Origin of the sequence: Ramlibacter cellulosilyticus (genome assembly GCF_014297465.1) — a bacterium.
In the GTDB taxonomy this organism is placed as follows: Bacteria; Pseudomonadota; Gammaproteobacteria; order Burkholderiales; family Burkholderiaceae_C; genus Ramlibacter; species Ramlibacter cellulosilyticus.
This window is the reverse complement of the sequence record NZ_JACORT010000001.1, coordinates 766,461-788,626: the sequence shown is the minus strand read 5'-3', so window position 1 is coordinate 788,626 and position 22,166 is coordinate 766,461. Positions and strand designations below refer to the sequence as shown.

22 protein-coding genes are annotated in these 22,166 nt (G+C 70.0%); 11 read left to right on the top strand and 11 right to left on the bottom strand.

Going from position 1 to position 22,166, the window contains the following annotated elements; genetic code table 11:
• Positions 1-11: 11 nt before the first annotated feature.
• Complete coding sequence (locus H8N03_RS03885) at positions 12-488, top strand: protein-tyrosine phosphatase family protein (protein ID WP_187074788.1); 477 nt, start codon at positions 12-14, stop codon at positions 486-488.
• A gap of 629 nt (positions 489-1,117) precedes the next feature.
• Here H8N03_RS03885 and atpE read toward each other — a convergent pair.
• From atpE to hda, 5 genes are read right to left on the bottom strand one after another with little or no spacing between them, the layout of a single operon-like run.
• Complete coding sequence (gene atpE / locus H8N03_RS03880) at positions 1,118-1,360, bottom strand: F0F1 ATP synthase subunit C (RefSeq protein WP_187074787.1); 243 nt, start codon at positions 1,358-1,360, stop codon at positions 1,118-1,120.
• A 46-nt stretch (positions 1,361-1,406) separates the two neighbouring features.
• On the bottom strand, positions 1,407-1,892 hold the full coding sequence (gene folK, locus H8N03_RS03875; protein ID WP_187074786.1) for a 2-amino-4-hydroxy-6-hydroxymethyldihydropteridine diphosphokinase: 486 nt from the start codon (positions 1,890-1,892) through the stop codon (positions 1,407-1,409).
• 9 nt (positions 1,893-1,901) lie between these two features.
• Positions 1,902-3,485 carry a polynucleotide adenylyltransferase PcnB gene (gene pcnB, locus H8N03_RS03870; protein WP_187074785.1) on the bottom strand — a complete coding sequence of 528 codons (1,584 nt, stop codon included), beginning with the start codon at positions 3,483-3,485 and terminating at the stop codon, positions 1,902-1,904.
• Positions 3,482-4,162: an HAD family hydrolase gene (locus H8N03_RS03865; RefSeq protein WP_354005072.1), complete on the bottom strand. Its 681-nt coding sequence runs from the start codon at positions 4,160-4,162 to the stop codon at positions 3,482-3,484. The genes pcnB and H8N03_RS03865 overlap by 4 nt, the downstream gene beginning before the upstream one ends.
• Positions 4,159-4,833, bottom strand: a complete 675-nt coding sequence (hda, locus tag H8N03_RS03860; protein ID WP_187074784.1) for a DnaA regulatory inactivator Hda — start codon at positions 4,831-4,833, stop codon at positions 4,159-4,161. The genes H8N03_RS03865 and hda overlap by 4 nt, the downstream gene beginning before the upstream one ends.
• Before the next feature lie 120 nt (positions 4,834-4,953).
• On the opposite strand from hda, the gene purM reads away from it, so the two are divergent.
• The 3 genes from purM to H8N03_RS03845 all read left to right on the top strand — a co-directional run bounded on the left by purM (position 4,954) and on the right by H8N03_RS03845 (position 8,122).
• Complete coding sequence (gene purM / locus H8N03_RS03855; RefSeq protein ID WP_187074783.1) at positions 4,954-5,988, top strand: phosphoribosylformylglycinamidine cyclo-ligase; 1,035 nt, start codon at positions 4,954-4,956, stop codon at positions 5,986-5,988.
• Between the two features lie 28 nt (positions 5,989-6,016).
• The gene (locus tag H8N03_RS03850) at positions 6,017-7,183 is read left to right on the top strand and encodes an MFS transporter (RefSeq protein WP_255428026.1); all 1,167 of its coding nucleotides are present in this window, start codon (positions 6,017-6,019) and stop codon (positions 7,181-7,183) included.
• Between the two features lie 120 nt (positions 7,184-7,303).
• Positions 7,304-8,122 (top strand): ParA family protein, encoded by an 819-nt coding sequence (locus H8N03_RS03845; RefSeq protein WP_187074782.1) that lies wholly within the window; start codon positions 7,304-7,306, stop codon positions 8,120-8,122.
• Between the two features lie 91 nt (positions 8,123-8,213).
• Here the strand turns inward: H8N03_RS03845 and H8N03_RS03840 are convergent, their stop codons facing one another.
• Both H8N03_RS03840 and murJ read right to left on the bottom strand, forming a co-directional pair.
• Positions 8,214-9,068 carry a SirB1 family protein gene (locus H8N03_RS03840; RefSeq protein ID WP_187074781.1) on the bottom strand — a complete coding sequence of 285 codons (855 nt, stop codon included), beginning with the start codon at positions 9,066-9,068 and terminating at the stop codon, positions 8,214-8,216.
• 66 nt (positions 9,069-9,134) lie between these two features.
• Positions 9,135-10,700, bottom strand: a complete 1,566-nt coding sequence (gene murJ / locus H8N03_RS03835; RefSeq protein ID WP_187074780.1) for a murein biosynthesis integral membrane protein MurJ — start codon at positions 10,698-10,700, stop codon at positions 9,135-9,137.
• 387 nt (positions 10,701-11,087) lie between these two features.
• On the opposite strand from murJ, the gene rpsT reads away from it, so the two are divergent.
• Positions 11,088-11,387, top strand: a complete 300-nt coding sequence (gene rpsT / locus H8N03_RS03830) for a 30S ribosomal protein S20 (protein WP_187074779.1) — start codon at positions 11,088-11,090, stop codon at positions 11,385-11,387.
• A gap of 256 nt (positions 11,388-11,643) precedes the next feature.
• Here the strand turns inward: rpsT and H8N03_RS03825 are convergent, their stop codons facing one another.
• Positions 11,644-11,946 carry a DUF3579 domain-containing protein gene (locus tag H8N03_RS03825; RefSeq protein WP_187074778.1) on the bottom strand — a complete coding sequence of 101 codons (303 nt, stop codon included), beginning with the start codon at positions 11,944-11,946 and terminating at the stop codon, positions 11,644-11,646.
• A 239-nt stretch (positions 11,947-12,185) separates the two neighbouring features.
• On the opposite strand from H8N03_RS03825, the gene H8N03_RS03820 reads away from it, so the two are divergent.
• The gene (locus H8N03_RS03820) at positions 12,186-13,379 is read left to right on the top strand and encodes an aspartate aminotransferase family protein (RefSeq protein ID WP_187074777.1); all 1,194 of its coding nucleotides are present in this window, start codon (positions 12,186-12,188) and stop codon (positions 13,377-13,379) included.
• A 5-nt stretch (positions 13,380-13,384) separates the two neighbouring features.
• Positions 13,385-14,305: an ornithine carbamoyltransferase gene (argF, locus tag H8N03_RS03815; protein WP_187075213.1), complete on the top strand. Its 921-nt coding sequence runs from the start codon at positions 13,385-13,387 to the stop codon at positions 14,303-14,305.
• Here the strand turns inward: argF and H8N03_RS03810 are convergent.
• A complete protein-coding gene (locus H8N03_RS03810; RefSeq protein WP_187074776.1) occupies positions 14,302-14,718 on the bottom strand; it encodes a hypothetical protein in 417 nt (138 codons plus the stop codon). The genes argF and H8N03_RS03810 overlap by 4 nt on opposite strands.
• Positions 14,719-14,802: 84 nt before the next feature.
• On the opposite strand from H8N03_RS03810, the gene H8N03_RS03805 reads away from it, so the two are divergent.
• The 4 genes from H8N03_RS03805 to kynA all read left to right on the top strand — a co-directional run bounded on the left by H8N03_RS03805 (position 14,803) and on the right by kynA (position 17,939).
• The gene (locus tag H8N03_RS03805; protein ID WP_187074775.1) at positions 14,803-15,138 is read left to right on the top strand and encodes a YkgJ family cysteine cluster protein; all 336 of its coding nucleotides are present in this window, start codon (positions 14,803-14,805) and stop codon (positions 15,136-15,138) included.
• A 73-nt stretch (positions 15,139-15,211) separates the two neighbouring features.
• Positions 15,212-15,841: an arylformamidase gene (gene kynB, locus H8N03_RS03800; protein WP_187074774.1), complete on the top strand. Its 630-nt coding sequence runs from the start codon at positions 15,212-15,214 to the stop codon at positions 15,839-15,841.
• Positions 15,838-17,103 carry a kynureninase gene (gene kynU, locus H8N03_RS03795; RefSeq protein WP_187074773.1) on the top strand — a complete coding sequence of 422 codons (1,266 nt, stop codon included), beginning with the start codon at positions 15,838-15,840 and terminating at the stop codon, positions 17,101-17,103. The genes kynB and kynU overlap by 4 nt, the downstream gene beginning before the upstream one ends.
• The gene (kynA, locus tag H8N03_RS03790; protein ID WP_187074772.1) at positions 17,100-17,939 is read left to right on the top strand and encodes a tryptophan 2,3-dioxygenase; all 840 of its coding nucleotides are present in this window, start codon (positions 17,100-17,102) and stop codon (positions 17,937-17,939) included. The genes kynU and kynA overlap by 4 nt, the downstream gene beginning before the upstream one ends.
• Before the next feature lie 138 nt (positions 17,940-18,077).
• On the opposite strand, the gene H8N03_RS03785 is transcribed toward kynA, so the two are convergent.
• Complete coding sequence (locus H8N03_RS03785; protein ID WP_187074771.1) at positions 18,078-19,250, bottom strand: FAD-dependent monooxygenase; 1,173 nt, start codon at positions 19,248-19,250, stop codon at positions 18,078-18,080.
• Positions 19,247-22,141: an aconitate hydratase gene (locus H8N03_RS03780; protein WP_187074770.1), complete on the bottom strand. Its 2,895-nt coding sequence runs from the start codon at positions 22,139-22,141 to the stop codon at positions 19,247-19,249. The genes H8N03_RS03785 and H8N03_RS03780 overlap by 4 nt, the downstream gene beginning before the upstream one ends.
• Positions 22,142-22,166: the final 25 nt, after the last annotated feature.

Sequence of the window (22,166 nt, the reverse complement as noted above, 5' to 3'; positions counted from 1 at the left end):
ACAATCGCTGCATGGCGCTGCGACGACTGCATCTGCCGCCCGAGGTCCCCGGCCAGGTGTGGCTGGGGCCGATGCCGGGCCGCTTCGATTCCTGGAACAGTTTCCGGGAGGAAGCCCGGCGCACGTCCTTGCGCACGGTGGTCTGCCTCGCGCCGCGCAGCGAGGTCGCGGAGCTCGCCCCGGACTACCACGCGGCCCTCGCGCGCGGCGGCCTGCCGTTCCGCTGGCTGCACGTCCCCATGCGCAACTTCGGCCTCCCCGAAGACCCCGCCGGCTTCCGCCGCGACATCGCGACGCTGTCCCACGACCTGCGCGGCGGCGACATCGTGCTGCTGCACTGCGCCGCTGGCCTGGGCCGCACGGGCACCGCAGCCGCGTGCCTGCTGAAGGCCCTCGGCCTGCCGGCGGAGGACGCGTTGCAGCGCGTGCGCGACGCGGGGTCGAATCCGCAGAATGCGGAGCAGTCGGGGCTGGTGCACTGGTTCTGAGGCTCCGGAAACGGGCAGCCGAACGCAGAGATCGCAGAGGTCGCAGAGATTGCACAGAGGTCGCAGAGGAATTCTTGAGGATTTCCTCTGCGACCTCTGCGTTCGGATGTCCGCCTTCTCCTTCGCGAACGGATTCGCGACGACGAACATCATGGGCCACCCCCACCCCGATCAGCACCGGTAGGCTGGGTTGCGCGGAGCGCACCCCAGCAACCAGCGCCATTGCGAAAAGCTGGGGTGCCCTTCGGGCAACCCAGCCTACGTACCCTGAGGCTCCGGAAACGGGCAGCCGAACGCAGAGATCGCAGAGGACCCGCAAAGAAAATCCTCGGAAGTTCCTCTGCGACCTCTGCGCAACCTCTGCGACCTCTGCGTTCGGATGTCCGCCTTCTCCTTCGCGAACGGATTCGCGAAGACGAACATCATGGCCACCCACCCCGATCAGCACCGGTAGGCTGGGTTGCGCGGAGCGCACCCCAGCAACCCGCGCCGGTGCGAAAAGCTGGGGTGCCCTTCGGGCAACCCAGCCTACGTGCCCTGAGGCTCCGGAAACGGGCAGCCGAACGCAGAGATCGCAGAGAAAATCCTCGGAAGTTCCTCTGCGACCTCTGCGTTCGGCTGTCCGCCTTCTACTTCGCGAACGGATTCGCGAACACGAACATCATCGCGACGCCCACGCCGATCAGGAAGTTCGCGTCGATCAGGCCGGCCAGCAGGAACATCTTGGTCTGCAGCGGTTCCATCATCTCGGGCTGGCGGACCGCGCCGTCGATGAAGCGGCCGCCCATGGTGCCGATGCCGAGGCAGGCGCCGATGGCGCCGAGGCCGATGATCAAGCCGCATGCAACGGCGATGAGACCCGTGTCGCTCATGTCTTCTCTCCTTCGTTGAACCTGCACGCATGGTGCCGGTCCGCCGTCATGCCGGCGATGACGTGGGAGGTAATGGAGCGATGCGCTGGTCCACGACGGCCGCCAGTTCGTCCGCGGACACGCGTTCGGAAGCGAGTTCGTGCAGGGGGAGAAGGACGAACGCCCGTTCACGCAGGCGCGGATGCGGCACGGTGAGCGACGGGCTGGCGATGCGCGCGTCGCCATAGAGCAGCAGGTCCAGGTCGAGCGTGCGCGGCGCATGGCGGTACGGACGCTCGCGGCCGGCGCCCTGTTCCAGCTGCTGCAAGGCGGCCAGCAGCGCGGGCGCCGTGAGCCCGGTCCGCACCTCGGCGACGGCATTGATGAAATCGGGCCCGCCCGCATCCACCGGCGCGCTGCGGTAGAGACGCGAGGACTGCACGAGTTGCGTCGCCGGCAAGTGCCCCAGGTCCAGGATCGCCTGCCGCACCGTGCCCTGCGCGTCCCCGAGGTTCGCGCCGAGGCCGACGAAGGCGGTCACCGGCTCGCGCACGGCGGCTTCCTATTCGGCCGATTCGCCCGCGGACGGCGCATGCGGCGCGTGCTCGCCGCCGCCCTGGCCCGCCGGCTTGCGCCGACGGCGGCGGCGCTTGCGCGGGGCGTCGCCGGTGGCGCCTTCGCCCTCGGCCGCTTCGCCTTCCGCCGCGCGGCGCTCGGGTGCCGGCGCTTCACCCTCGGCGCTCGCCTGCGGCTTCACGCGGCGCACGCGCGGCTGCTGCTGCTTGCGCTGCTCGTCGCGCAGGGCGGCGACCAGGTCCTCGCGCACCAGGTCGCTCGCCTGGCTGAACTCCTGCCACCAGTCGGCCAGCATCACGTCCACCTCGCCGATGTCGGCGCGCAGGCGCATGAAGTCGAAGGCGGCGCGGAAGCGCGGCTGCTCCACCAGCGTGAACGGCGTCTGCCCGCTGCGCTTCTCGAAGCGCGGCTGCATCATCCAGATCTCGCGCATGTCGGCGCCGAGCTTGCCGCGGCCGGAGATGTCGCCGATGCGCGCATCGAACACCTCGTCGATCGATTCCTGCAGCGCGGGGAAAGGATGCAGGCGGCGCGCCGTGCGGTCCTGCCAGCCTTCGCGCACGTCCGACCACAGCACGCACGCGAGCAGGAAGCTGGGCGCCACCGGCTTGCCTTCGTTGACGCGCCGGTCCGTGTCCTGCAGCGCCGCACGCACGAAGGGCTGCTCGGCGCGCTCGACGACCAGGTCCAGCAGCGGGTAGATGCCGCGCGCCATGCCCAGCGCCTTGAGCTGCTCGATGGTCGCCAGCGAATGGCCCGTCTGCAGCAGCTTGAGCATCTCGTCGAACAGGCGGCTCTGCGGCACTTCCTGCAGCAGCGGCAGCGCGTGCAGCAGCGGCGACTTGGTCTTGGGATCGAACTTGAAGCCGAGCCCCGCGAGCTTGGCGGCGAAGCGCACGGCGCGGATCACGCGCACCGGGTCCTCGCGATAGCGGGTCGCCGGGTCGCCGATCATGCGCAGCAGGCGCTTCTTGGCGTCGGTGATGCCGCCGTGGTAGTCCACCACGATCCGCGTCTCCGGGTCGTAGTACATGGCGTTGATCGTGAAGTCGCGCCGGGCCGCGTCTTCCTCCTGCGGGCCCCACACGTTGTCGCGCAGCACGCGGCCGGACGCGTCCACCGCGTGGTGCATGCCCGCGAGTTCGCTCTTGCTCGTGCGCTCGTTGCCGCTCACGGCTTCCGCGCTGGCGGCGTCGAGGTAGGCGCGGAAGGTGGACACCTCGATGACCTCGTGCTCGCGGCCGCGGCCGAACACGACGTGCACGATGCGGAAGCGCCGGCCGATGATGAAGGCGCGCCGGAACAGCGACTTCACCTGCTCCGGCGTCGCGTTGGTCGCCACGTCGAAGTCCTTGGGGCGCAGGCCCAGCAGCAGGTCGCGCACGGCACCGCCGACGATGTAGGCCTCGTGCCCCGCTTCCTTGAGCGTGTGCACCACGGACAGGGCCCGCTCGTCGACCAGCGTGGGGTCGATCGCGTGCTCCTGCGGGCCGACCTCCTTGCGCTTGCCGAACCGGGGCTTGCGGCCGGTGGCGCCCGCGATGAGGTTGTCGATGAACTTCTTGATCATTGTCTTGGGAAGAGGTCGAGGATACGCCAGCCGCGCTCGAGGGCGAGGGTGCGCAGGCGGGGATCCGGATTGGTGGCGACCGGATGCTCCACCCGCTCCAGCAGCGGCAGGTCGTTCATCGAGTCCGAGTAGAAGGTGGTCTCCACGTCCAGCCAGTCCAGCCCGCGGGCGGCCAGCCAGTCCGTGACGCGCACGACCTTGCCTTCGCGCATGGACGGCACGCCGGCGATCTCGCCGGTGATCCAGCCGGAGGCGTCGCGCTCCAGCTCGACCGCGATCAGATCGGGCACGCCGAGCGCGGCCGCGATGGGGCGGGTGACGAGCTCGTTCGTGGCGGTCACGATGGCCACCTGGTCGCCCTGCTGCTGGTGCGAGCGCACGAGGTCGATGGCCTGCGGCATCAGCACGGGCGTGATCCACTCGCGCATGAAGCGCGCGTGCGCCTCCTCGTACGCGCCGGCGCCGCGCAGGCGCAAGGCCTCGACGGCGAAGCGCACGTAGTCGTGCACGTCCAGCGTCCCGGCCACGTAATGGGCGTAGAACTCGTCGTTGCGGCGCTTGAAGTCGACCGGGTCCGTCCAGCCGATCTGCTGGGTGAACTTGCCCCAGGAATAATCCGAGTCGATGGGCAGCAGGGTGTGGTCGAGGTCGAACAGCGCGACCTTGGGTTTGCTCACGCGTTCTCCAGCATGGACTTGATGAGCGGGATGGTGATGGCGCGCTGCGTCTGCAGGGCGTAGGCGTCGAGGTGGTCGAGCAGCTGCATGAGGCTGCCGAGGTCGCGCGAGAAGCGGTGCAGGATGAAGTCCATCACGTCGTCGCCGAGGAAGACGCCGCGGGCGTCGGCCGCCTGGCGCAGCACCGCGCGGCGCTCCGGCTCCGACAGGACGTGCAGCTCGAAGATGTGGCCCCAGCCGAGCCGCGTGCGCAGGTCCTCGCGCAGCTCCAGGTGCGCGGGAGCGGCCAGGCCGGCGGCCAGCACGCCGCGCTGCAGCGCCTGCGCCTGCACGAACCAGCTGAAGGCAGCGTGCTGCTGCACGGCGCTGTACGCCTGCACGTCGTCCATCAGCACCGCCGCCCAGCGCTCGTCGTAGGCAGGCGGTTCCACCATGGAGGGGTCGAGCCAGCCGACGGTGGCGCCCTGCTCGCGCAGGCTCTCCTGCACGGCCTTCAGCAGGTGGGTCTTGCCGCTGCCCGCCGCGCCCCAGAGGTAGGTAGGCACCGGCGAGCGCGTGGGGCTGCCCACCCACAGCTGCAGGTGCTTCCAGGCGGCCTCGTTGGGCCCGGCCAGGAAAGTCGCCAGCGTGGGGGCGCGCGCCAGGCCGATGTCCAGGGGCAGCTGCTTCATGCCCGCTTCGCGGTGGGGAGGGGTTGCACGGGTGGATGGAACCGGGCGATGGGCCCGGAGACACTAAAATCAGGCGCAAATTCTATCGGCCGGCGCTCCAGGGGCCCGGCCAGCACCTGCATGAACGCTTCCCCCCTCTCGTACAAGGATGCCGGCGTCGACATCGACGCCGGCGACGCGCTGGTCGAGCGCATCAAGCCGCTCGCGAAGAAGACGATGCGCGAAGGCGTGCTGGCGGGCATCGGCGGCTTCGGCGCGCTGTTCGAGGTGCCCAAGCGCTACCAGGAGCCGGTGCTCGTGAGCGGCACCGACGGCGTGGGCACCAAGCTCAAGCTGGCGTTCGAGTGGAACATGCACGACACGGTGGGCATCGACCTGGTGGCGATGAGCGTCAACGACGTGCTGGTGCAAGGTGCCGAGCCCCTGTTCTTCCTCGACTACTTCGCCTGCGGCAAGCTGGACGTGGACACGGCGGCGGCCGTCGTGGGCGGCATCGCCCGCGGCTGCGAGCTCTCCGGCTGCGCCCTGATCGGCGGCGAGACCGCGGAAATGCCCGGCATGTATCCCGCCGGCGAATACGACCTGGCGGGCTTCGCGGTCGGCGCCGTGGAGAAATCGAAGATCCTCACCGGCCGCAACGTGCAGGCCGGCGACGTGGTGCTGGGCCTGTCCTCCAGCGGCGTGCATTCCAACGGCTTCTCGCTGGTGCGCAAGTGCCTCGAGCGCGCCGGTGGCCAGCTGCCCGCCACCCTGGACGGCAAGCCGTTCCGCAACGCGGTGATGGAGCCGACGCGGCTCTACGTGAAGCCGGTGCTCGCGGCCCTGCAGCAGCACGCGGGCATCAAGGCGCTGGCGCACATCACGGGCGGCGGCCTGCTGGAGAACATCCCGCGCGTGCTGCCGGACGGCCTGGCCGCGCACCTGCGCAAGGGCAGCTGGCCGCGCTCGGAGCTGTTCCAGTGGCTGCAGGCCACGGCGGCGATCGACGACCACGAGATGAACCGCACGTTCAACAACGGCATCGGCATGGTCGTCGTGGTGGCTGCCGCCGAAGCCGCGGCCGTCGCCGCCACGCTGCGCCAGCAGGGCGAGGCCGTGCACGAGATCGGCCGCATCGCGCCGCGCGGGGACGGTGCCAGCGTCACCGTCGCCTGAAGGCGGCGCGTCCGCCGCGCGCTCGCGCTTGCCCGCGAGCATCTGGGCGCTGGGCTTCGTCAGCCTGCTGATGGACGTCTCCTCGGAGATGATCCACAGCCTGCTGCCCGTCTTCCTCGCCACCGGCCTGGGCGCCAGCATGCTGGCCATCGGGCTGATCGAGGGGGCTGCCGAAGCCACCGCCCTGATCGTCAAGGTCTTCTCCGGCGCATGGAGCGACTGGCTGGGCCGCCGCAAGCCGCTCGCGGTGCTCGGCTACGGGCTCGGCGCCGTCGCCAAGCCGCTGTTCGCGCTGGCGACCACGTCCGGCATGGTGCTCGGCGCGCGGCTCATCGACCGCGTCGGCAAGGGACTGCGCGGCGCGCCGCGCGATGCGCTGGTCGCCGACCTCGTGCTGCCCGAGCAACGCGGCGCCGCGTACGGGCTGCGGCAGTCGCTCGACACGGTGGGGGCGTTCACCGGCCCCCTGCTCGCCATCGGCCTCATGCTGCTGTGGGCGAACGACTTCCACGCGATCTTCTGGGTGGCCGTGATCCCTGCGGCGCTCTCGGTGGCGCTGCTCGCCTTCGGCGTGCAGGAGCCCGATGCGCCGCCGGGAGCGAAGCGCGTCAACCCGATCCGCCGCGAGAACCTCCGGCGGCTCGCAGCGCCCTACTGGTGGGTCGTGGGCATAGGCGCGCTGTTCACGCTGGCGCGCTTCAGCGAGGCCTTCCTCGTGCTGCGGGCGCAGCAGGGCGGGTTGCCGATCGCGTGGGCGCCGCTGGTGCTGATCGCGATGAACGTCGTGTATGCCCTGGGCGCGTATCCCTTCGGGCGCCTCGCCGACACCATGTCGCACCGCAAGCTGCTCGCCGCCGGCCTGGCGGTGCTGATCGCCGCCGACGTGGCCCTCGCGCTCGCCGACCACGGGCCGCTGCTGTGGGCCGGCATCGTGCTGTGGGGACTGCACATGGCGCTCACGCAGGGCCTGCTCGCCGCGATGGTGGCGGACACCTCGCCCGCGCCGCTGCGCGGCACCGCCTTCGGCATGTTCAACCTCGCGAGCGGCATCGCGATGCTGGTCGCGAGCGCCCTCGCCGGCCTGCTGTGGGACAGGCTGGGAGGCGCGAGCACCTTCGTGGCGGGGGCCGTGACCAGCGCCCTGGCCCTCGCCGTCCTGGCCTGGAAGGCCCCGGCGGCGGCGAACGGCAGCTAGCGCCGGACAGGCGGCGGCGCGTTGCGCCGCTACAAAACGAGGAGCGGGAAAATGCCCGCGGGCGCTGGACAGCCGCGGGACCGTCCCCGACACTGGCCCCTCACCGTCGGGAGAGGAACCATGCCGGTCATCGCAGTCGTCAACCGGAAGGGGGGCAGCGGGAAGAGCACCTTCGCCGCCCACGTGGCTTCCTGGTGCGCGCACCAGGGGCTCGCCGTGATGCTGGGCGACATCGACCGCCAGCAATCAAGCCGCGGCTGGCTGCGACGGCGCGACGCATCCCTCCCCGCCATCGCCCCCTGGGTGATCGACCAGAAGAACGTGCTGCGCGTGCCCACGGGCATCACCCACGTGGTGCTGGACACGCCGGGCGGCCTGCACGGCTTCGAGCTCTCGCGCATCGTGATGTTCGCCGACGCGATCGTCATGCCGGTGTGCCCCTCCGTCTTCGACCGCGAATCGGCCGCCGCCTGCCTCGCCGAACTGCACACGCTGCCGCGCGTGGCCAAGGGCCAGTGCAAGGTGGCCGCGGTGGGCATGCGCGTGGACAACCGCACCAGCGGCGCCGACACGCTGCGCGCCTGGGCGAAGGAAGCGAACGTGGAGATGATCGGCGTGCTGCGCGAGACGCAGAACTACGTGCGCTGCCTCGAACGCGGGCTGACCCTGTTCGACGTGCCGAAGGACAAGGCGACCATCGACCTGGGCCAGTGGGAGTCCATCCTGCAGTGGCTGCAGCCGGTGATGAATCCGGCGCCGGCACCGGAGGTGAAGCGCGAGCCCATCCTGCCGGTGCGCAAGCCCTCGGTGCTGGGCGCACGGCCCCTGCACGAGACGCACCGCAATTCGGTGCTGACGGAGTCGCGCTCGACGATCCTCGGGGGGAAGCCGCTCAACGAGGCGGGGCGCCTCGCGGTGGTCGGCGGGACGCAGCGCTAGGCGCGAACGCTGGGGTGCGCTGCCGCGCAACCCAGCCTACGGTGCGCTGGCGCGGCAACCCAGCCTGCAGCGCGCTGGCGCGCAAGCCAGCCTACGGGATGGCACGGCGAAGGTCCGCGACGCGATCGGCGATCGCGTCGATGTCCAGCGCGTCCTGCGCGTGGACCAGGTAGGTCTCGAGGTCCTCCACCGCGAGCGCCGTGTGGCCCTGCTCCGCGTGCGCGAGGCCGCGGTCGCGGTACTCGGCCCAGGCGTCGGGCAGCAGCACGAGCAGGCGGTTCTGCACGGCGATGAGCCGCTGCCAGTCCTCCTGCGCGCGGTGGATCTCCTTCAGGTTGCGCAGCATGCGCGCGAGGATGTCGCGCGGCGGCGCGGCCTGCAGGTACAGGCCCAGCGGCACCTCGAACTCGTCGACCAGTCCGCTGCGCCGCTTGTACGGCTCCAGGCGTTCGGAGAGTTCCTCGCGCGACAGCGACTGGCCGGTGAAGGGGTCGATCACCACCTGCCCTTTCGGCAGGTTGACCTTCACCATGAAGTGCCCGGGGAAGCAGACGCCGCGCGCGTGCAGGCCGATGCCCTGCGCGAGCTCGATCCACAGCACGGCCAGCGAGATCTGGATGCCGCGCCGCGTGCGCAGCACCACGTTGAGGTAGCTGTTGTCCGGGTCGCAGTAGTCGTTGACGTTGCCGCCGAAGCTCAGGTCGCGGAAGAAGAACTGGTTGAGCGTGCGCAGGCGCTGCAGCGCCGCGGCATCCGCGGGGATGCGGCGCTTGAGCCGCGCGAGCAGCTGGTCGACGTCGCCCAGCACGACCTGCAGGTCGAGGTCCGGGTATTCGTCCTGCGCGATGCTGGCGGCGGCCTCCAGCAGCGGGAACTGTTCGTCGCTCTGCACCAGCATCCGGAAATATTCCAGGGGCGTGGGCGCAGTGAACTGGAGCGACGACATGCGATGTTTGTAATGGACGGGCCAGCGAGCGTCAAGCGCCCTGCGGGTGAGGGGCAACGAGGCGGCTCAGCGCGTGACAAACTGGCGCAGCTTCACGCCCGCCGCGAGCAATGCGCCGAAGTAGAGGACCATCGCGCCGGCGAGCATCGCGGCCATCATGCCGGCGCGCCTCCACGGCTCCACGCGCCATGCCGTCCAGGGGAAGGCATGCGCGGCCCAGGTGAGGAACACCGCGAGCAGCGCGGAGGCCGCGAGCACCTGCAGCGCGAAGACGAGCCATCCCGGCCGCGGCTTGTAGCTGCCCCGGCGCAGCAGCCCCACGAGCAGCGCGCCCGCGTTGACCAGCGCGCCGATGCCGATCGACAGGGCGAGCCCCGCGTGCTGGAGGAAAGGCACCAGCACCGCATTCAGCAGCTGCGTGACGACGAGCGCCGCGATCGCGATCTTCATCGGCGTCTTCATGTCGTGGTTGGCGTAGTAGCCGGGCGCCAGCACCTTGATCGCGACCAGCCCCAGCAGCCCCGTGCCGTAGCCGGCGAGCGCGAAGGCGACCTGGCCCACGTCGCTGTCCTTGAAGGCGCCGTAGTGGAACAGCGTCGCCACCAGCGGCGCGGCGAAGACCAGCAGCGCCACCGAGCTCGGGATCGCGAGCAGCACCACGAGGCGCAGGCCCCAGTCCAGCATGCCGGAGTAGCGCTCCTCGTCCTGGCTGGCGCGCGCCGCCGCGAGCTGCGGCATGAGCACGACCCCGAGCGCGACTCCGAGCAGCGCCGTCGGGAATTCCATCAGGCGGTCGGCATTGTTCAGCCAGCTCACGCTGCCCGCGGGCAGCCAGGAGGCGATCTGCGTGTTGATGAGCAAGGAAATCTGCGCGACGCTGACCCCGAGCAGCGCCGGCAGCATCAGGCCGAGGATCTTGCGCGTCGACGGGTCGTTCCACGCCGCGCGCAGGCCGGAGAACGCCACGCCGATGCGCGGCCACATGCCGATGCGGCGCAGCGCCGGCACCTGGATCGCCAGCTGCAGCACCCCGCCCGCCATCACGCCGATGGCTTGCGAGTAGATCGGTTCGATGCCGATGCTGCGGAACCAGGGCGCCGCGAGCGCGATGGAGGCGATCATGCAGAGGTTCAGCAGCACCGGCGAGGCCGCGGGCACGGCGAACTTCTTCCAGGTGTTGAGGATGCCGCCCGCCAGCGCCACCAGCGACATGAAGCCGATGTAGGGGAACATCCAGCGGGTCATGAGCACGGCGGCGTCGTAGGCGTGCGGGTCCTTCTGCAGGCCGCTCGCCAGCGCCCACACCATCAGCGGCGCGCCGACCACGCCCAGGATGCACAGGACCACCAGCGTCCAGAGCAGCACGGTGGACACGTGGTCCACGAGGTTCTTCGCGCCGGCGTCCCCTTCGGTCGTGCGGACGCTGGCCAGCACCGGAACGAACGCCTGGCTGAAGGCCCCTTCGCCGAAGATGCGGCGGAACAGGTTGGGGATGCGGAAGGCGACGTAGAAGGCGTCGGTGAGCGCCGAGACGCCGAAGAAGGAGGCGAACAGGACGTCCCGGACCAGGCCGGTGACGCGGGACGCGAGGGTGAGGAGGGAGACGGTGGAGGCGGCTTTGAACAGGCTCACCGCCGCGAGTGTAGCCCTGCGGTTCGGGCGGTCGCCCCGCGGGAGCGTAGGACAGGAGCCTGCGCGGCAGAGAAACGGGCCTGCGCAGGTGCCTGCAAGCCCGCGAGGCTAGGCGCGGCCGACGCCGTGTACTTGCCGTACACAAGGCGGTCGCAACGACGCATCGCGGGCTTGCAGGCACCTGCCCTTCGGGTTGGGCCGATAAGGGGCCGCAGGCGTCGTTACGGTCACGGGTCAAGGCGTCGAGCCTTGACCCGCGCCCGCGCCTAGCCTGCGGCCCCTTCTCGGCCCAACGCAGGCCCGTTTCTCTGCCGCGCAGGCTCCTGGGGCGCGGGCTATAATGGTCGGCTTTGCTGGCAACATCCTCAGACACGTAAAGGATCTCCCATGGCTTCTGCCAAACCCAAGAAGAAGAACCCCCGCCTGGCGTCGGGCCGCAAGCGCGCCCGCCAGGACGTCAAGCTCAACGCAGCGAACACCTCGCTGCGCTCCAAGTACCGCACCGCGGTGAAGAACGTCGAGAAGGCCGTCGCCGCCGGTGACAAGGCCAAGGCGACCGAACTCTTCGCCAAGGCGCAAGCGATCGTGGACACGGTGGCCGACAAGGGCATCTTCCACAAGAACAAGGCCGCTCGCGACAAGTCCCGCCTGTCCGCGAAGGTCAAGGGCCTCCAGGCCGCCGCCTGACGTCACAGCGTCGGGTCAGCCCGTGAACCGCAAGGTTCGCGCCGTTTGAACCGGGTGCGCTGCCAGCAAAGTGAGAAACCGCCTTCGGGCGGTTTTTTCATGGGCGCGTCCATTCAGCGGGCGCGGGAGGAAGGCATTCCTGAACGCAGAGGTCGCAGAGGGTTCGCAGAGGTCGCAGAGAAGCCCTTCTGGAGGCTGTTCTCCGCGACCTCTGCGTGATCTCTGCGACCTCTGCGTTCTCCTGCCCGATACGCAGCTACCTCTCGAACTTCCCCTCGGACACCTTCAGGTTGTTGTCCCTGGCGAAGTTGATGACGAAGTCCCAGGCCATGGGCTCGTAGTCGCGCAGTTCGCGGTTCACGATGACGCACTTCACGCCTTCGATCACCGTGGGGATGCACCAGGGCGAGTAATTGAGGTGGCTCCCGGGCTGGGCGCCGCCGGGGCGGAAGGAACTCATGACCCCGGCCAGCCGTTCCGCCCAGTCGCTGGGGCGGAAGGTGCGTCCGTCCCGGGTGACGCCCTGGATGAACACTTCGCGGGGGAGCTTGGAATCCATGTCGTGGCCTGGCGCCGGGCGCGCAGGGAAGGCCCTTGCTGCGGCGCACAAGTATTCTATCTTATATAAGAGTTGGCAGCCGCCATGGTCGCCCGCGGGCCTGTCAGGGGGCTGTCGCGGGCATCGCTGTGATGCGGAATTCTCAAACAAGGCGCGCGGGCCGTGTGCCTACAATCGGCCCTCAACGGCTCACTTCACACGTTGAGCCGCTTTCATTTGTGATTCGAGGAAACGCACCCATGGCCCAGATCGAGGCGTCGTCGCCCCACACCATGAACACCTACGGCCGGCTGCCGATCGCGCTGGAGCGCGGCGACGGCTGCTACGTGTGGGACGTGAACGGGAAGCGCTACCTCGACGCGCTGGCCGGCATCGCGGTCAACACGCTCGGGCACAACCACCCCAAGCTGGTCCCCGCCCTGCAGGACCAGGTGGCGAAGATCATCCACAGCTGCAACTACTACCACGTGCCCAACCAGGAGAAGCTGGCGGCCAAGCTGGTGCAGCTGTCGGGCCTCACCAACGTGTTTTTCGGCTCGACCGGCCTGGAAGCCAACGAGGCGGCGATCAAGCTCGCGCGCAAGTTCGGCCACGACAAGGGCATCGCCCGCCCCGAGATCGTCGTCTACGAGAAGGCCTTCCACGGCCGCAGCATCGCCACGCTCTCGGCCACCGGCAACGAGAAGGTCCAGCAGGGCTTCGGCCCGCTGGTGGAAGGCTTCATCCGCGTGCCGATGAACGACATCGACGCGCTGAAGAAGGCCACGCAGGGCAACCCCAACGTCGTGGCCGTGATGTTCGAGACCATCCAGGGCGAAGGCGGCATCAACCAGATGCGCATCGACTACCTGCAGAAGGTGCGCGAACTCTGCGACCAGAAGGACTGGCTGCTGGTCATCGACGAGGTGCAGTGCGGCATGGGCCGCACGGGCAAGTGGTTCGCCCACCAGTGGGCGGGCATCCAGCCCGACGTGATGCCGCTCGCCAAGGGCCTGGGCTCCGGCGTGCCGATCGCGGCCGTGGTGGCCGGCCCCCGCGCGGCCAACATCTTCCAGCCGGGCAACCACGGCACGACCTTCGGCGGCAACCCGCTGGCCATGCGGGCCGGCGTGGAGACGCTGCGCATCATGGAAGAGGACGGCCTGCTGGAGAACGCCTCGCGCGTCGGCGCCCACCTCAAGGGCGCCCTCGCCCGCGAACTCGGCGGCCTCAAGGGCGTGGTCGAGATCCGCGGCCAGGGCCTCATGCTCGGCGTCGAGCTCGATCGCAACTGCGGCGTGCTCACGCAGCGCGCCGCGGACGCCGGCCTGCTGATCAGCGTCACCGCGGACACCGTGATCCGCCTGCTGCCGCCGCTGATCATGACCGAGCGCCAGGCGGACGAGGTGGTCTCCATCCTGGCCCCGCTGGTGAAGGACTTCCTCGCGCAGTGAGCACCATGCCGATCCAGCACTTCCTGCAGTTCAGCGACTTCAGCACCGAGGAGCACGAGTGGCTGTTCCGCCGCGCGGCGGAGATCAAGCGCAAGTTCAAGGCCTACGAGAAGTACCACCCGCTGGCGGACCGCACCCTGGCCATGATCTTCGAGAAGGCCTCGACGCGCACGCGCGTGAGCTTCGAGGCGGGCATGTACCAGCTGGGCGGCTCGGTGGTGCACCTCACCACGGGCGACAGCCAGCTCGGTCGCGCCGAGCCCATCGAGGACAGCGCCAAGGTGATCAGCCGCATGGTGGACCTGGTGATGATCCGCACCTTCGGGCAGGACAAGATCGAGCGCTTCGCCGCGCACTCGCGCGTGCCCGTCATCAACGGCCTGACCAACGAGTTCCACCCCTGCCAGATCCTGGCGGACATCTTCACCTACATCGAGCACCGCGGCTCGATCCGGGGCCGCGTGGTCGCGTGGGTCGGCGACGGCAACAACATGGCCAACACCTGGCTGCAGGCGGCGGAGCTCCTGGGCTTCACGGTGCACGTGAGCACGCCCACCGGCTACGAGGTGGACCAGGACATCGCCGGCATCCGCAGTCCGAACAGCTACAAGGTGTTCAAGGACCCGATGGAAGCCTGCCGCGGCGCCGACCTCGTGACCACCGACGTGTGGACCAGCATGGGCTTCGAGGCGGAGAACGAGGAGCGCCGCAAGGCCTTCGCGGACTGGTGCGTCGACACCGAGATGATGAAGGTCGCCAAGCCCGACGCCCTCTTCATGCACTGCCTGCCCGCGCACCGCGGCGAGGAAGTGGAAGCCGAGGTCATCGACGGCCCGCAGTCCGCGGTGTGGGACGAGGCGGAGAACCGCATGCACGTGCAGAAGGCACTGATGGAGTACCTCCTGCTCGGGCGCGTCACCGACTAGGCATAGGCCGCGAGCGGCTCGCGGGCCGTGCTGCCGTAGCGGCCACCGCCCGCGGGCGCCTCGACCTTGCCGAGCTTCACCAGCCGCTGCTCCACCGCGAACGCGGTGCGACCGAGCTCCTGCGCGACCTGCTTCAGCGGGATGCCCGCGTCGTAGGCGGTTTCCAGCGCGGCGTCTTCCTGCTCCGTCCACTTCTTGCCGGCATTGGGCGGCGGACTGCCGCGCGACTTGCCGCCCTCCGGCGCCTCCCCGGGCGGCGCGAGCGCGCATTCCAGCGCCCGCGACACCGCGTGCAGCGCGCGGATGACCGGCGGGGCGTTGTAAGGGCTGTCTTCCGGCATGGCTTCCCCGGTGACCGGGTGGATGCCCTGCGCCAGGGTGTCGATAATCTGGCGCGCGATCTGCAGTTCCATGGTGGCCTCCTGTGGCGTGCGGCGATCTGTATCTCCATACAGCCCTGCCCCAACGCCCGCGCCGCTTCTCGCGTTGACGTTGAAATGTCACAAGAAAATCCCGAGCACCCTTGCCTGCGCTGCGGCGCCTGCTGCGCCGCCTACCGCGTCGATTTCTCCGCCTGCGAACTGCTGGACGAAGGCGGCACCGTTCCCATGGGCCTCGCCGTCGAGGTGACGGGCAGCACCTGGCGCATGCGCGGCACCGACCACCAGCCCGTCCGCTGCGCGGCCCTCGTCGGCAAGGTCGGCGAGCGCGCCTCCTGCGGCATCTACGAGTGGCGACCCAACCCCTGCCGCGAGCTCGAGCCCGGCAGCGACGCGTGCGAGCAGGCACGGGCACGGCACGGCCTGGCGCCGGTCGAAACGGGGATGCTTTAAGCCTGAAGAATTTTTGCAGGCTGTTGGAAGCAACCGACACCACGCCCTCCGGCAGCAGCGCACACTGCGCCGCATGCCACGCCTCTGGGACATCTCTCCGCCGGTGCAGGAAGGCGCGCCCGTCTTCCCCGGCGACACGCCGTACCGCCAGCAGTGGGCCGCGCAGATCGCGCCCGGCTGCCCCGTCAACGTCAGCACGCTGACCCTCTCGCCCCACGTGGGCGCTCACGCCGACGCCCCGCTGCACTACGACCCGCAGGGCGTGCCGGTGGGCGCGCTCGACCTGGAGCCCTACCTGGGACGCTGCCGCGTGATCCACGCGATCGGGCGCGGCCCGCTCGTGACCTGGGACGACCTCGCGCACGCCGTGCAGGACCTGCCCGCCCGCGTGCTCGTGCGCACGTACGAGCGCGCCCCCGTGGACCGCTGGGACCCGCAGCTGGCCGCCTATGCACCGCAGACGCTTGAGCGCCTCGCCGACCTCGGCGTGCGCCTCGTCGGCATCGACACCGCCAGCATCGACCCGGCGGAAAGCAAGACCCTGGACAGCCACCAGGTGATCCGCCGCCGCGGCCTGCGCGTGCTGGAGAACCTCGTCCTCGACGCGGTCCCGGAAGGCGACTACGAGCTGATCGCCCTGCCCCTGAAACTCATGGCCGCCGACGCGTCCCCCGTGCGCGCCGTGCTGCGAAGCCTTCCATGACGACGACCCTGCAAGATTGCCGCGCCCTCGACGCGCGCGACCCGCTGCGCCCGCTGCGCGACCTCTTCACGCTGCCCGAAGGCGTGATCTACCTCGATGGCAATTCGCTCGGCCCGCTGCCCAGGGCCGCGCCGGAACGGGTCGCAAAGGCGGTGCGCGAGGAATGGGGCCAGGGGCTGATCCGCTCCTGGAACACCGCCGGGTGGTACGAGCTGCCGCGCCGGCTCGGCGACAGGATAGGCGCGCTGGTCGGCGCCGGCGCCGGCGAGACGGTGGCGACCGACAGCACGTCGATCAACCTGTTCAAGGTGCTGAGCGCGGCGCTTTCCATCACGGCCGCCGATGCCCCGTCGCGCCGCGTGATCGTCAGCGAGCGCAGCAACTTCCCCACCGACCTCTACATCGCCGAAGGCCTCTGCCGCGAGCGCGGGCTCGAGCTGCGCCTCGTGGACGCAGAGGAGCTGCCCGCGGCGGTCGACGAGCGCACCGCGGTGCTGATGCTCACGCACGTCAACTACCGCACCGGCGCGATGCACGACATGGCCGCCGTGACGCGCGCGGCGCATGCCGCGGGGGCGCTGGTTGTCTGGGACCTGGCCCACAGCGCCGGCGCGGTGGAGGTCGACCTGCGCGGGGCCGACGCCGACTTCGCCATCGGCTGCGGCTACAAGTACCTCAATGGCGGCCCGGGCGCGCCTGCCTTCGCATGGGTGCACCCGCGGCATGCGGACCGCTTCTGGCAGCCGCTCTCCGGCTGGTGGAGCCACGCCGCGCCGTTCGCCTTCACGCACGACTACCAGCCGGCCGCGGGCATCGCGCGCTACCTGTGCGGCACGCAGCCGATCCTGAGCATGACGGCGCTGGAATGCGGCCTCGACACGCTGCACGCCGCGGACCGCTTCGGCGGCATGCAGGCCCTGCGCCGCAAGTCGCTCGCGCTCACCGACCTGTTCATCGCGCTCGTGGAGGAGCGCTGCGCCGGCCACGGCCTCGGCCTGGCGACGCCGCGCGAACACGCGCGGCGCGGCTCGCAGGTCTGCCTCACGCGCGACACCGGCGCCTACGCGATCGTGCAGGCGCTGATCGCGCGCGGCGTCATCGGCGACTTCCGCGCCGGCCGCCCCGACATCCTGCGCTTCGGCTTCACGCCGCTGTATGTCGGCTTCGAGGACACGTGGCACGCCGTGGAGCACCTGCGCCAGGTCCTCGCCGAGGAGGAGTGGCAGCGGCCCGAATTCAACCAGCAGCATGCAGTGACATGAACAAGCCAGAAGACATCGTGCGCAGCGAGCGCGCGCAGCTCGATTTCAGCCGGGACATGAGCTACGGCGACTACCTGCAGCTCGACGCGATCCTGTCGGCGCAGAAGCCGCTCTCGCCGGACCACAACGAGATGCTGTTCATCGTGCAGCACCAGACGAGCGAGCTCTGGATGAAGCTGATGCTGCACGAGCTCTCGGCCGCCATCGCCAGCATCGCCGCCGACGAGCTGCCGCCCGCGTTCAAGATGCTGGCCCGCGTCTCGCGCATCATGGAGCAGCTGGTGCACGCGTGGGACGTGCTGGCGACCATGACGCCGCCGGAGTACAGCGCGATCCGTCCCTACCTCGCGAACTCCAGCGGCTTCCAGAGCTGGCAGTACCGCTGCATCGAATTCCGCCTCGGCAACAAGAATGCGGCGATGCTCAAGCCGCACGCGCACCATGCGGAGCGGCTCTCCGTGGTGCAGGCGGCGTACGAGGCGCCTTCGCTCTACGACGAGTCGCTGCGCCTGCTCGCGCGCCGCGGCGTGCCCATGCCCGCCTCGCACGTGCAGCGCGACTGGACGCAGCCGTACGAGGCGAGCAAGGAAGTGGAGCAGGCCTGGCTGCAGGTGTACCGCGCGCCGCAGCAGCACTGGGACCTGTACCAGCTCGGCGAGGAGCTCACGGACCTGGAAGACGCGTTCCGCCTCTGGCGCTTCCGGCACGTGACCACCGTGGAGCGGGTGATCGGCTTCAAGCGCGGCACGGGCGGCACGGGCGGGGTGAGCTACCTGCGCAAGATGCTGGACGTGGTGCTGTTTCCGGAGATCTGGCAGCTGCGGACGGACTTGTGAGCCTGGCGGTGGGGTTTGCTGGCGCTCACCTTCCGGCGCTGGCGCGCCGCCACCCTACAGGGGATGGCTCACGCGCGTGGGTTTCTGTGGGGTGGCCGCGGCGGGCCGCGGGCAGGTAAACGAAGTGAACCCCACCGGTCAACGATACAACCACGGCTGGTCCAGCAGCTTCGCCCCCAGCGTCCGCAGCGCCGTGTTGCGCGCCATGCGCAGCGGCCCGGTCGCATGGAACACCGTCCCGTTGCGCTCGGAACGCTCCTGCACCTTCGCGACCCGCTCCCAGCGGTTCAGCGCATAGCGGCGCAAGACCGTCGGCACGTCGATCACGCGGCCGTCGGCCACCGACAGCACGCGCTGCAATTCCCGCGCATCCTCGATCGCCATGCCCGCGCCTTGCGCGAGGTAGGGACGCATCGGGTGCGCCGCGTCGCCGAGCAGCGCGATGCGGCCCCGGGCCAGCTCACCGGGCGCCGCCACCGGCGTGCGCGCATGCAGCACCCACAGGCGCCACTCGGGGATGCACGCCACGCGCTCGCGCACGGCATTGCACACGGGGCCCAGCGCCGCGTCCAGCTGCGCCTGCGAGGCCGCGTGGTCCCAGCTGCGCGGGTCGCCCGCCTGCGTGCCTTCGACCACGCACACCGCGTTGAGCCACTCGCCGTCGCGCACCGGATAGGTCACGAGGTGCATGCGCGGGGCGAGCCACACGGTCACCTCGTCGCTGCGCAGCAGCGGCGGCAGGTCCTGCTGGCGCACCATGCCGCGATAGGCGAGATGGCCGGTGCTCCGCGGCGCCCCGTCCTCGGCGACCAGCGCGCGCAGGCCGCTCCACACGCCTTCGGCGACGGCGAGCGCATCGCCTTCCACCCCTTTCGCGCGCTCGGTGCGCAGGGCGACGGCATCGGCCCTCTCCTGCGCCTCGAGGACGCGGCAGGCCGGGTGCAGGCGCGTGCCGGCGTCGCGGGCGGCGGCCAGCAGCGCCGAGTGCAGGTCGGCGCGATGCACCGTGAGGTAAGGCGCGCCGTAGCGCCGCTCGAAATCCGCACCCAGCGGCATCAGCGCGAGCAAGGCGCCGTCGACCCCGTCGCGCACGCGCAGGCGGGGCGGCGCCACGGCGTGCAGGGCCTGCGGGGACAGCTCCCATTCGCGCAGGATGCGCGTCGCGTTCGGCCCGAGCTGGATCCCGGCACCGACCTCCGTGAATTCGGGCGCCTGCTCGAACAGGCGCGCCTCCCAGCCGGCATGCCGGGCCGCGACCGCCGCGGCGAGGCCGGCGATCCCGCCGCCGGCCACCAGCAGTTCGAGCATCACTGGGTCAAGAGCTGCCTCAGCACGTAAGGCAGGATCCCGCCGTGGCGGTAGTAGTCCACCTCGATGGGCGTGTCGATGCGCAGCGTGAGCTTCACCTCGCGGCTGGTGCCGTCCGGCTTGCGGATGATCAGCGCGGCGTTGCTCATGGGCTTGAGCTGCGGGTCGACCTCGATGTCCACCAGCTCCTCGCCCGTGAGCCCCAGCGACTGCCAGCCCATGTCGCCCTGGAACTGCAGCGGCAGCACGCCCATGCCCACGAGGTTGCTGCGGTGGATGCGCTCGAAGCTGCGCGCCACCACGGCCTTGATCCCGAGCAGCTGCGTGCCCTTGGCCGCCCAGTCGCGGGACGAGCCGGTGCCGTATTCCTCGCCCGCGAAGACGACGGTCGGGCGGCCTTCGGCGATGTACTTCATCGCCGCGTCGTAGATGAACATCTCCTGCGCCTGGCCGTCCCCGCCGCGGTAGAGGGTGTAGCCGCCCTCCTTGCGCGAGCCGTCGGGGCCGGCGGGCAGCATCAGGTTCTTGATGCGCACGTTGGCGAAGGTGCCGCGCATCATGACCTCGTGGTTGCCGCGGCGCGAACCGTAGCTGTTGAAGTCCGGCTTCTGCACGCCGTTCTCCAGCAGGTAGCGGCCGGCGGGGGACGTGTCCTTGATCGAGCCGGCCGGCGAGATGTGGTCCGTCGTGATGGAATCGCCGAACAGCGCCATGATGCGCGCGTCGCGGATCGCATGCGGCTGCGCCGCACCCGCGGTGCCGCCGGCCGCGGAGGTCGCCGGCGCCTCCAGCGTGAAGCCGTCGAAGAACGGCGGCTCGGCGATGTAGGTGCTGGCGGGCCAGTCGTAGGTCTCGCCCGCCGCGCCCTCGATGTTCTTCCACAGCTCGCCGGGGTCGCTCTTCACCTTCGCGTAGTTGGACCGGTAGCCCTTCGCGTTCATCGCGTACTTCATCAGCTTCTGGACCTCGTCGCTGGACGGCCAGATGTCGCCCAGCCAGACGTCCTGCCCCTTGTCGTTCCTGCCGACGGGCTCCGTCATGAGGTCCTTCAGCATCGTGCCGGCGATCGCGTAGGCCACCACCAGCGGCGGACTGGCGAGGAAGTTGGCCTTGATGTTCGGGTGGATGCGGGCCTCGAAGTTGCGGTTGCCGGACAGCACGGCGGCGCACACCAGGTCGCTCTGGCTGATCGCCTCGTTGATCTCGGACGTGAGGTCGCCCGAGTTGCCGATGCAGGTCGTGCAGCCGTAGCCGGCGAGCGTGAACCCGAGCTGCTCCAGGTAGGGCAGCAGCTTCGCGTCGCGCAGGTACTCGGTGACCATGCGCGAGCCGGGCGCGAGCGAGGTCTTGATGTGCGGCTGCACGCGCAGGCCCTTCTCCACCGCCTTCTTCGCCAGCAGGCCCGCCGCCAGCATCACGCCGGGGTTGGACGTGTTGGTGCAGCTCGTGATGGCCGCGATCAGCACGTCGCCGTTGCCGATCGTGATGTCGCCCACCTCCACCGGCGGCACCGACATCGTGTGCGCGGACGGCGGCGTCGGCTTGTTGGCCTGCATCTCCAGCTCGAAGCGCGGCGCGTCCGCCGGCACCGGCGGATTGTCGGGCGGGAGGCGGTCCTCGATCAGGTTCACGCCCGGCCGGTGCACCAGGTGGCGCGTCTGCAGCAGCTCGGGTGCCTTGTTGAAGCCGTTCTCGGCGACGGGCTTCGAGAACAGCGTGCGGAAGGTTTCGGCCACCTTGCCGATCTCGATGCGGTCCTGCGGCCGCTTGGGGCCGGAGAGGCTGGGCGTCACCGTGCCGAGGTCCAGCCGGATCACCTGCGAGTAGTCCACCTCGCCCGGCATCGGCACGCCGAACATGCCTTGCGCCTTGAAGTAGGCCTCCAGCAGCTTGATTTCCTCCTTGCTGCGGCCGGTGCCCTCGAAGTACTCGATGGTGCGCTCGTCGACGGGGAAGAAGCCCATCGTCGCCCCGTACTCGGGCGCCATGTTGCCGATGGTGGCGCGGTCCGTCACGCCGAGGCTGCGCGTGCCCTCGCCGAAGAACTCGACGAACTTGCCCACGACCTTGTGCCTGCGCAGGATCTCCGTCACGGTGAGCACGAGGTCCGTGGCGGTGCAGCCTTCGCGCAGCTTGCCGGAGAGCTCGAAGCCGACGACGTCGGGCGTGAGGAAGTAGACCGGCTGCCCCAGCATCGCGGCCTCGCCCTCGATGCCGCCCACGCCCCAGCCCACCACGCCCACGCCGTTGATCATCGTCGTGTGGCTGTCGGTGCCGACCAGGGAGTCGAAGTAGCAGACGTCGTCCGGGCCGCGGTGCACGCCGCGCGCCAGGTACTCCAGGTTCACCTGGTGCACGATGCCGAAGCCCGGGGGCACGACGCCGAAGGTGTCGAAGGCCTGCATGCCCCACTTCATGAACTGGTAGCGCTCGCGGTTGCGCTGGAACTCCAGCTTCATGTTCAGGTCGATGGCGTTCTTCTGCCCGTAGTAGTCGACCATGATCGAGTGGTCCACCACCAGGTCCACCGGCACCAGCGGTTCGATCCTGTTGACGTCCTTGCCCAGGCGCTGCGCCGCGCTGCGCATGGCGGCCAGGTCGGCCAGCAGCGGCACGCCGGTGAAGTCCTGCAGCACGACGCGCGCCACCGTGAACGGGATCTCCTCGGTGCGTTCCGCGTTGGGCTGCCAGTTGGCCACCTGCGCGACGTGCTCGGCGGTGACCTTCCTGCCGTCGCAATTGCGCAGCACCGACTCCAGCACGATGCGCATGGAGACCGGCAGCCGCCTGACGTTGGGGAATTGGGCCGCCAGCGCGGGCAGCGAATAGAACTTTCCGCCCAGGCCGATGCCGGCCTTGAAGCTCTGGAGTGTTTCGGCGAACGCGTGAGCCATTCTCTCGACCTCTCGTTGTTGCTTT

Coding starts and splice junctions, on each gene's coding strand:
- H8N03_RS03885 (WP_187074788.1), top strand. CDS start 12: ATGGCGCTGCGACGACTGCATCTGCCGCCCGAGGTCCCCGGCCAGGTG.
- atpE (WP_187074787.1), bottom strand. CDS start 1,360: ATGAGCGACACGGGTCTCATCGCCGTTGCATGCGGCTTGATCATCGGC.
- pcnB (WP_187074785.1), bottom strand. CDS start 3,485: ATGATCAAGAAGTTCATCGACAACCTCATCGCGGGCGCCACCGGCCGC.
- hda (WP_187074784.1), bottom strand. CDS start 4,833: ATGAAGCAGCTGCCCCTGGACATCGGCCTGGCGCGCGCCCCCACGCTG.
- purM (WP_187074783.1), top strand. CDS start 4,954: ATGAACGCTTCCCCCCTCTCGTACAAGGATGCCGGCGTCGACATCGAC.
- H8N03_RS03845 (WP_187074782.1), top strand. CDS start 7,304: ATGCCGGTCATCGCAGTCGTCAACCGGAAGGGGGGCAGCGGGAAGAGC.
- H8N03_RS03840 (WP_187074781.1), bottom strand. CDS start 9,068: ATGTCGTCGCTCCAGTTCACTGCGCCCACGCCCCTGGAATATTTCCGG.
- rpsT (WP_187074779.1), top strand. CDS start 11,088: ATGGCTTCTGCCAAACCCAAGAAGAAGAACCCCCGCCTGGCGTCGGGC.
- H8N03_RS03825 (WP_187074778.1), bottom strand. CDS start 11,946: ATGGATTCCAAGCTCCCCCGCGAAGTGTTCATCCAGGGCGTCACCCGG.
- H8N03_RS03820 (WP_187074777.1), top strand. CDS start 12,186: ATGGCCCAGATCGAGGCGTCGTCGCCCCACACCATGAACACCTACGGC.
- argF (WP_187075213.1), top strand. CDS start 13,385: ATGCCGATCCAGCACTTCCTGCAGTTCAGCGACTTCAGCACCGAGGAG.
- H8N03_RS03810 (WP_187074776.1), bottom strand. CDS start 14,718: ATGGAACTGCAGATCGCGCGCCAGATTATCGACACCCTGGCGCAGGGC.
- H8N03_RS03805 (WP_187074775.1), top strand. CDS start 14,803: ATGTCACAAGAAAATCCCGAGCACCCTTGCCTGCGCTGCGGCGCCTGC.
- kynB (WP_187074774.1), top strand. CDS start 15,212: ATGCCACGCCTCTGGGACATCTCTCCGCCGGTGCAGGAAGGCGCGCCC.
- kynU (WP_187074773.1), top strand. CDS start 15,838: ATGACGACGACCCTGCAAGATTGCCGCGCCCTCGACGCGCGCGACCCG.
- kynA (WP_187074772.1), top strand. CDS start 17,100: ATGAACAAGCCAGAAGACATCGTGCGCAGCGAGCGCGCGCAGCTCGAT.
- H8N03_RS03780 (WP_187074770.1), bottom strand. CDS start 22,141: ATGGCTCACGCGTTCGCCGAAACACTCCAGAGCTTCAAGGCCGGCATC.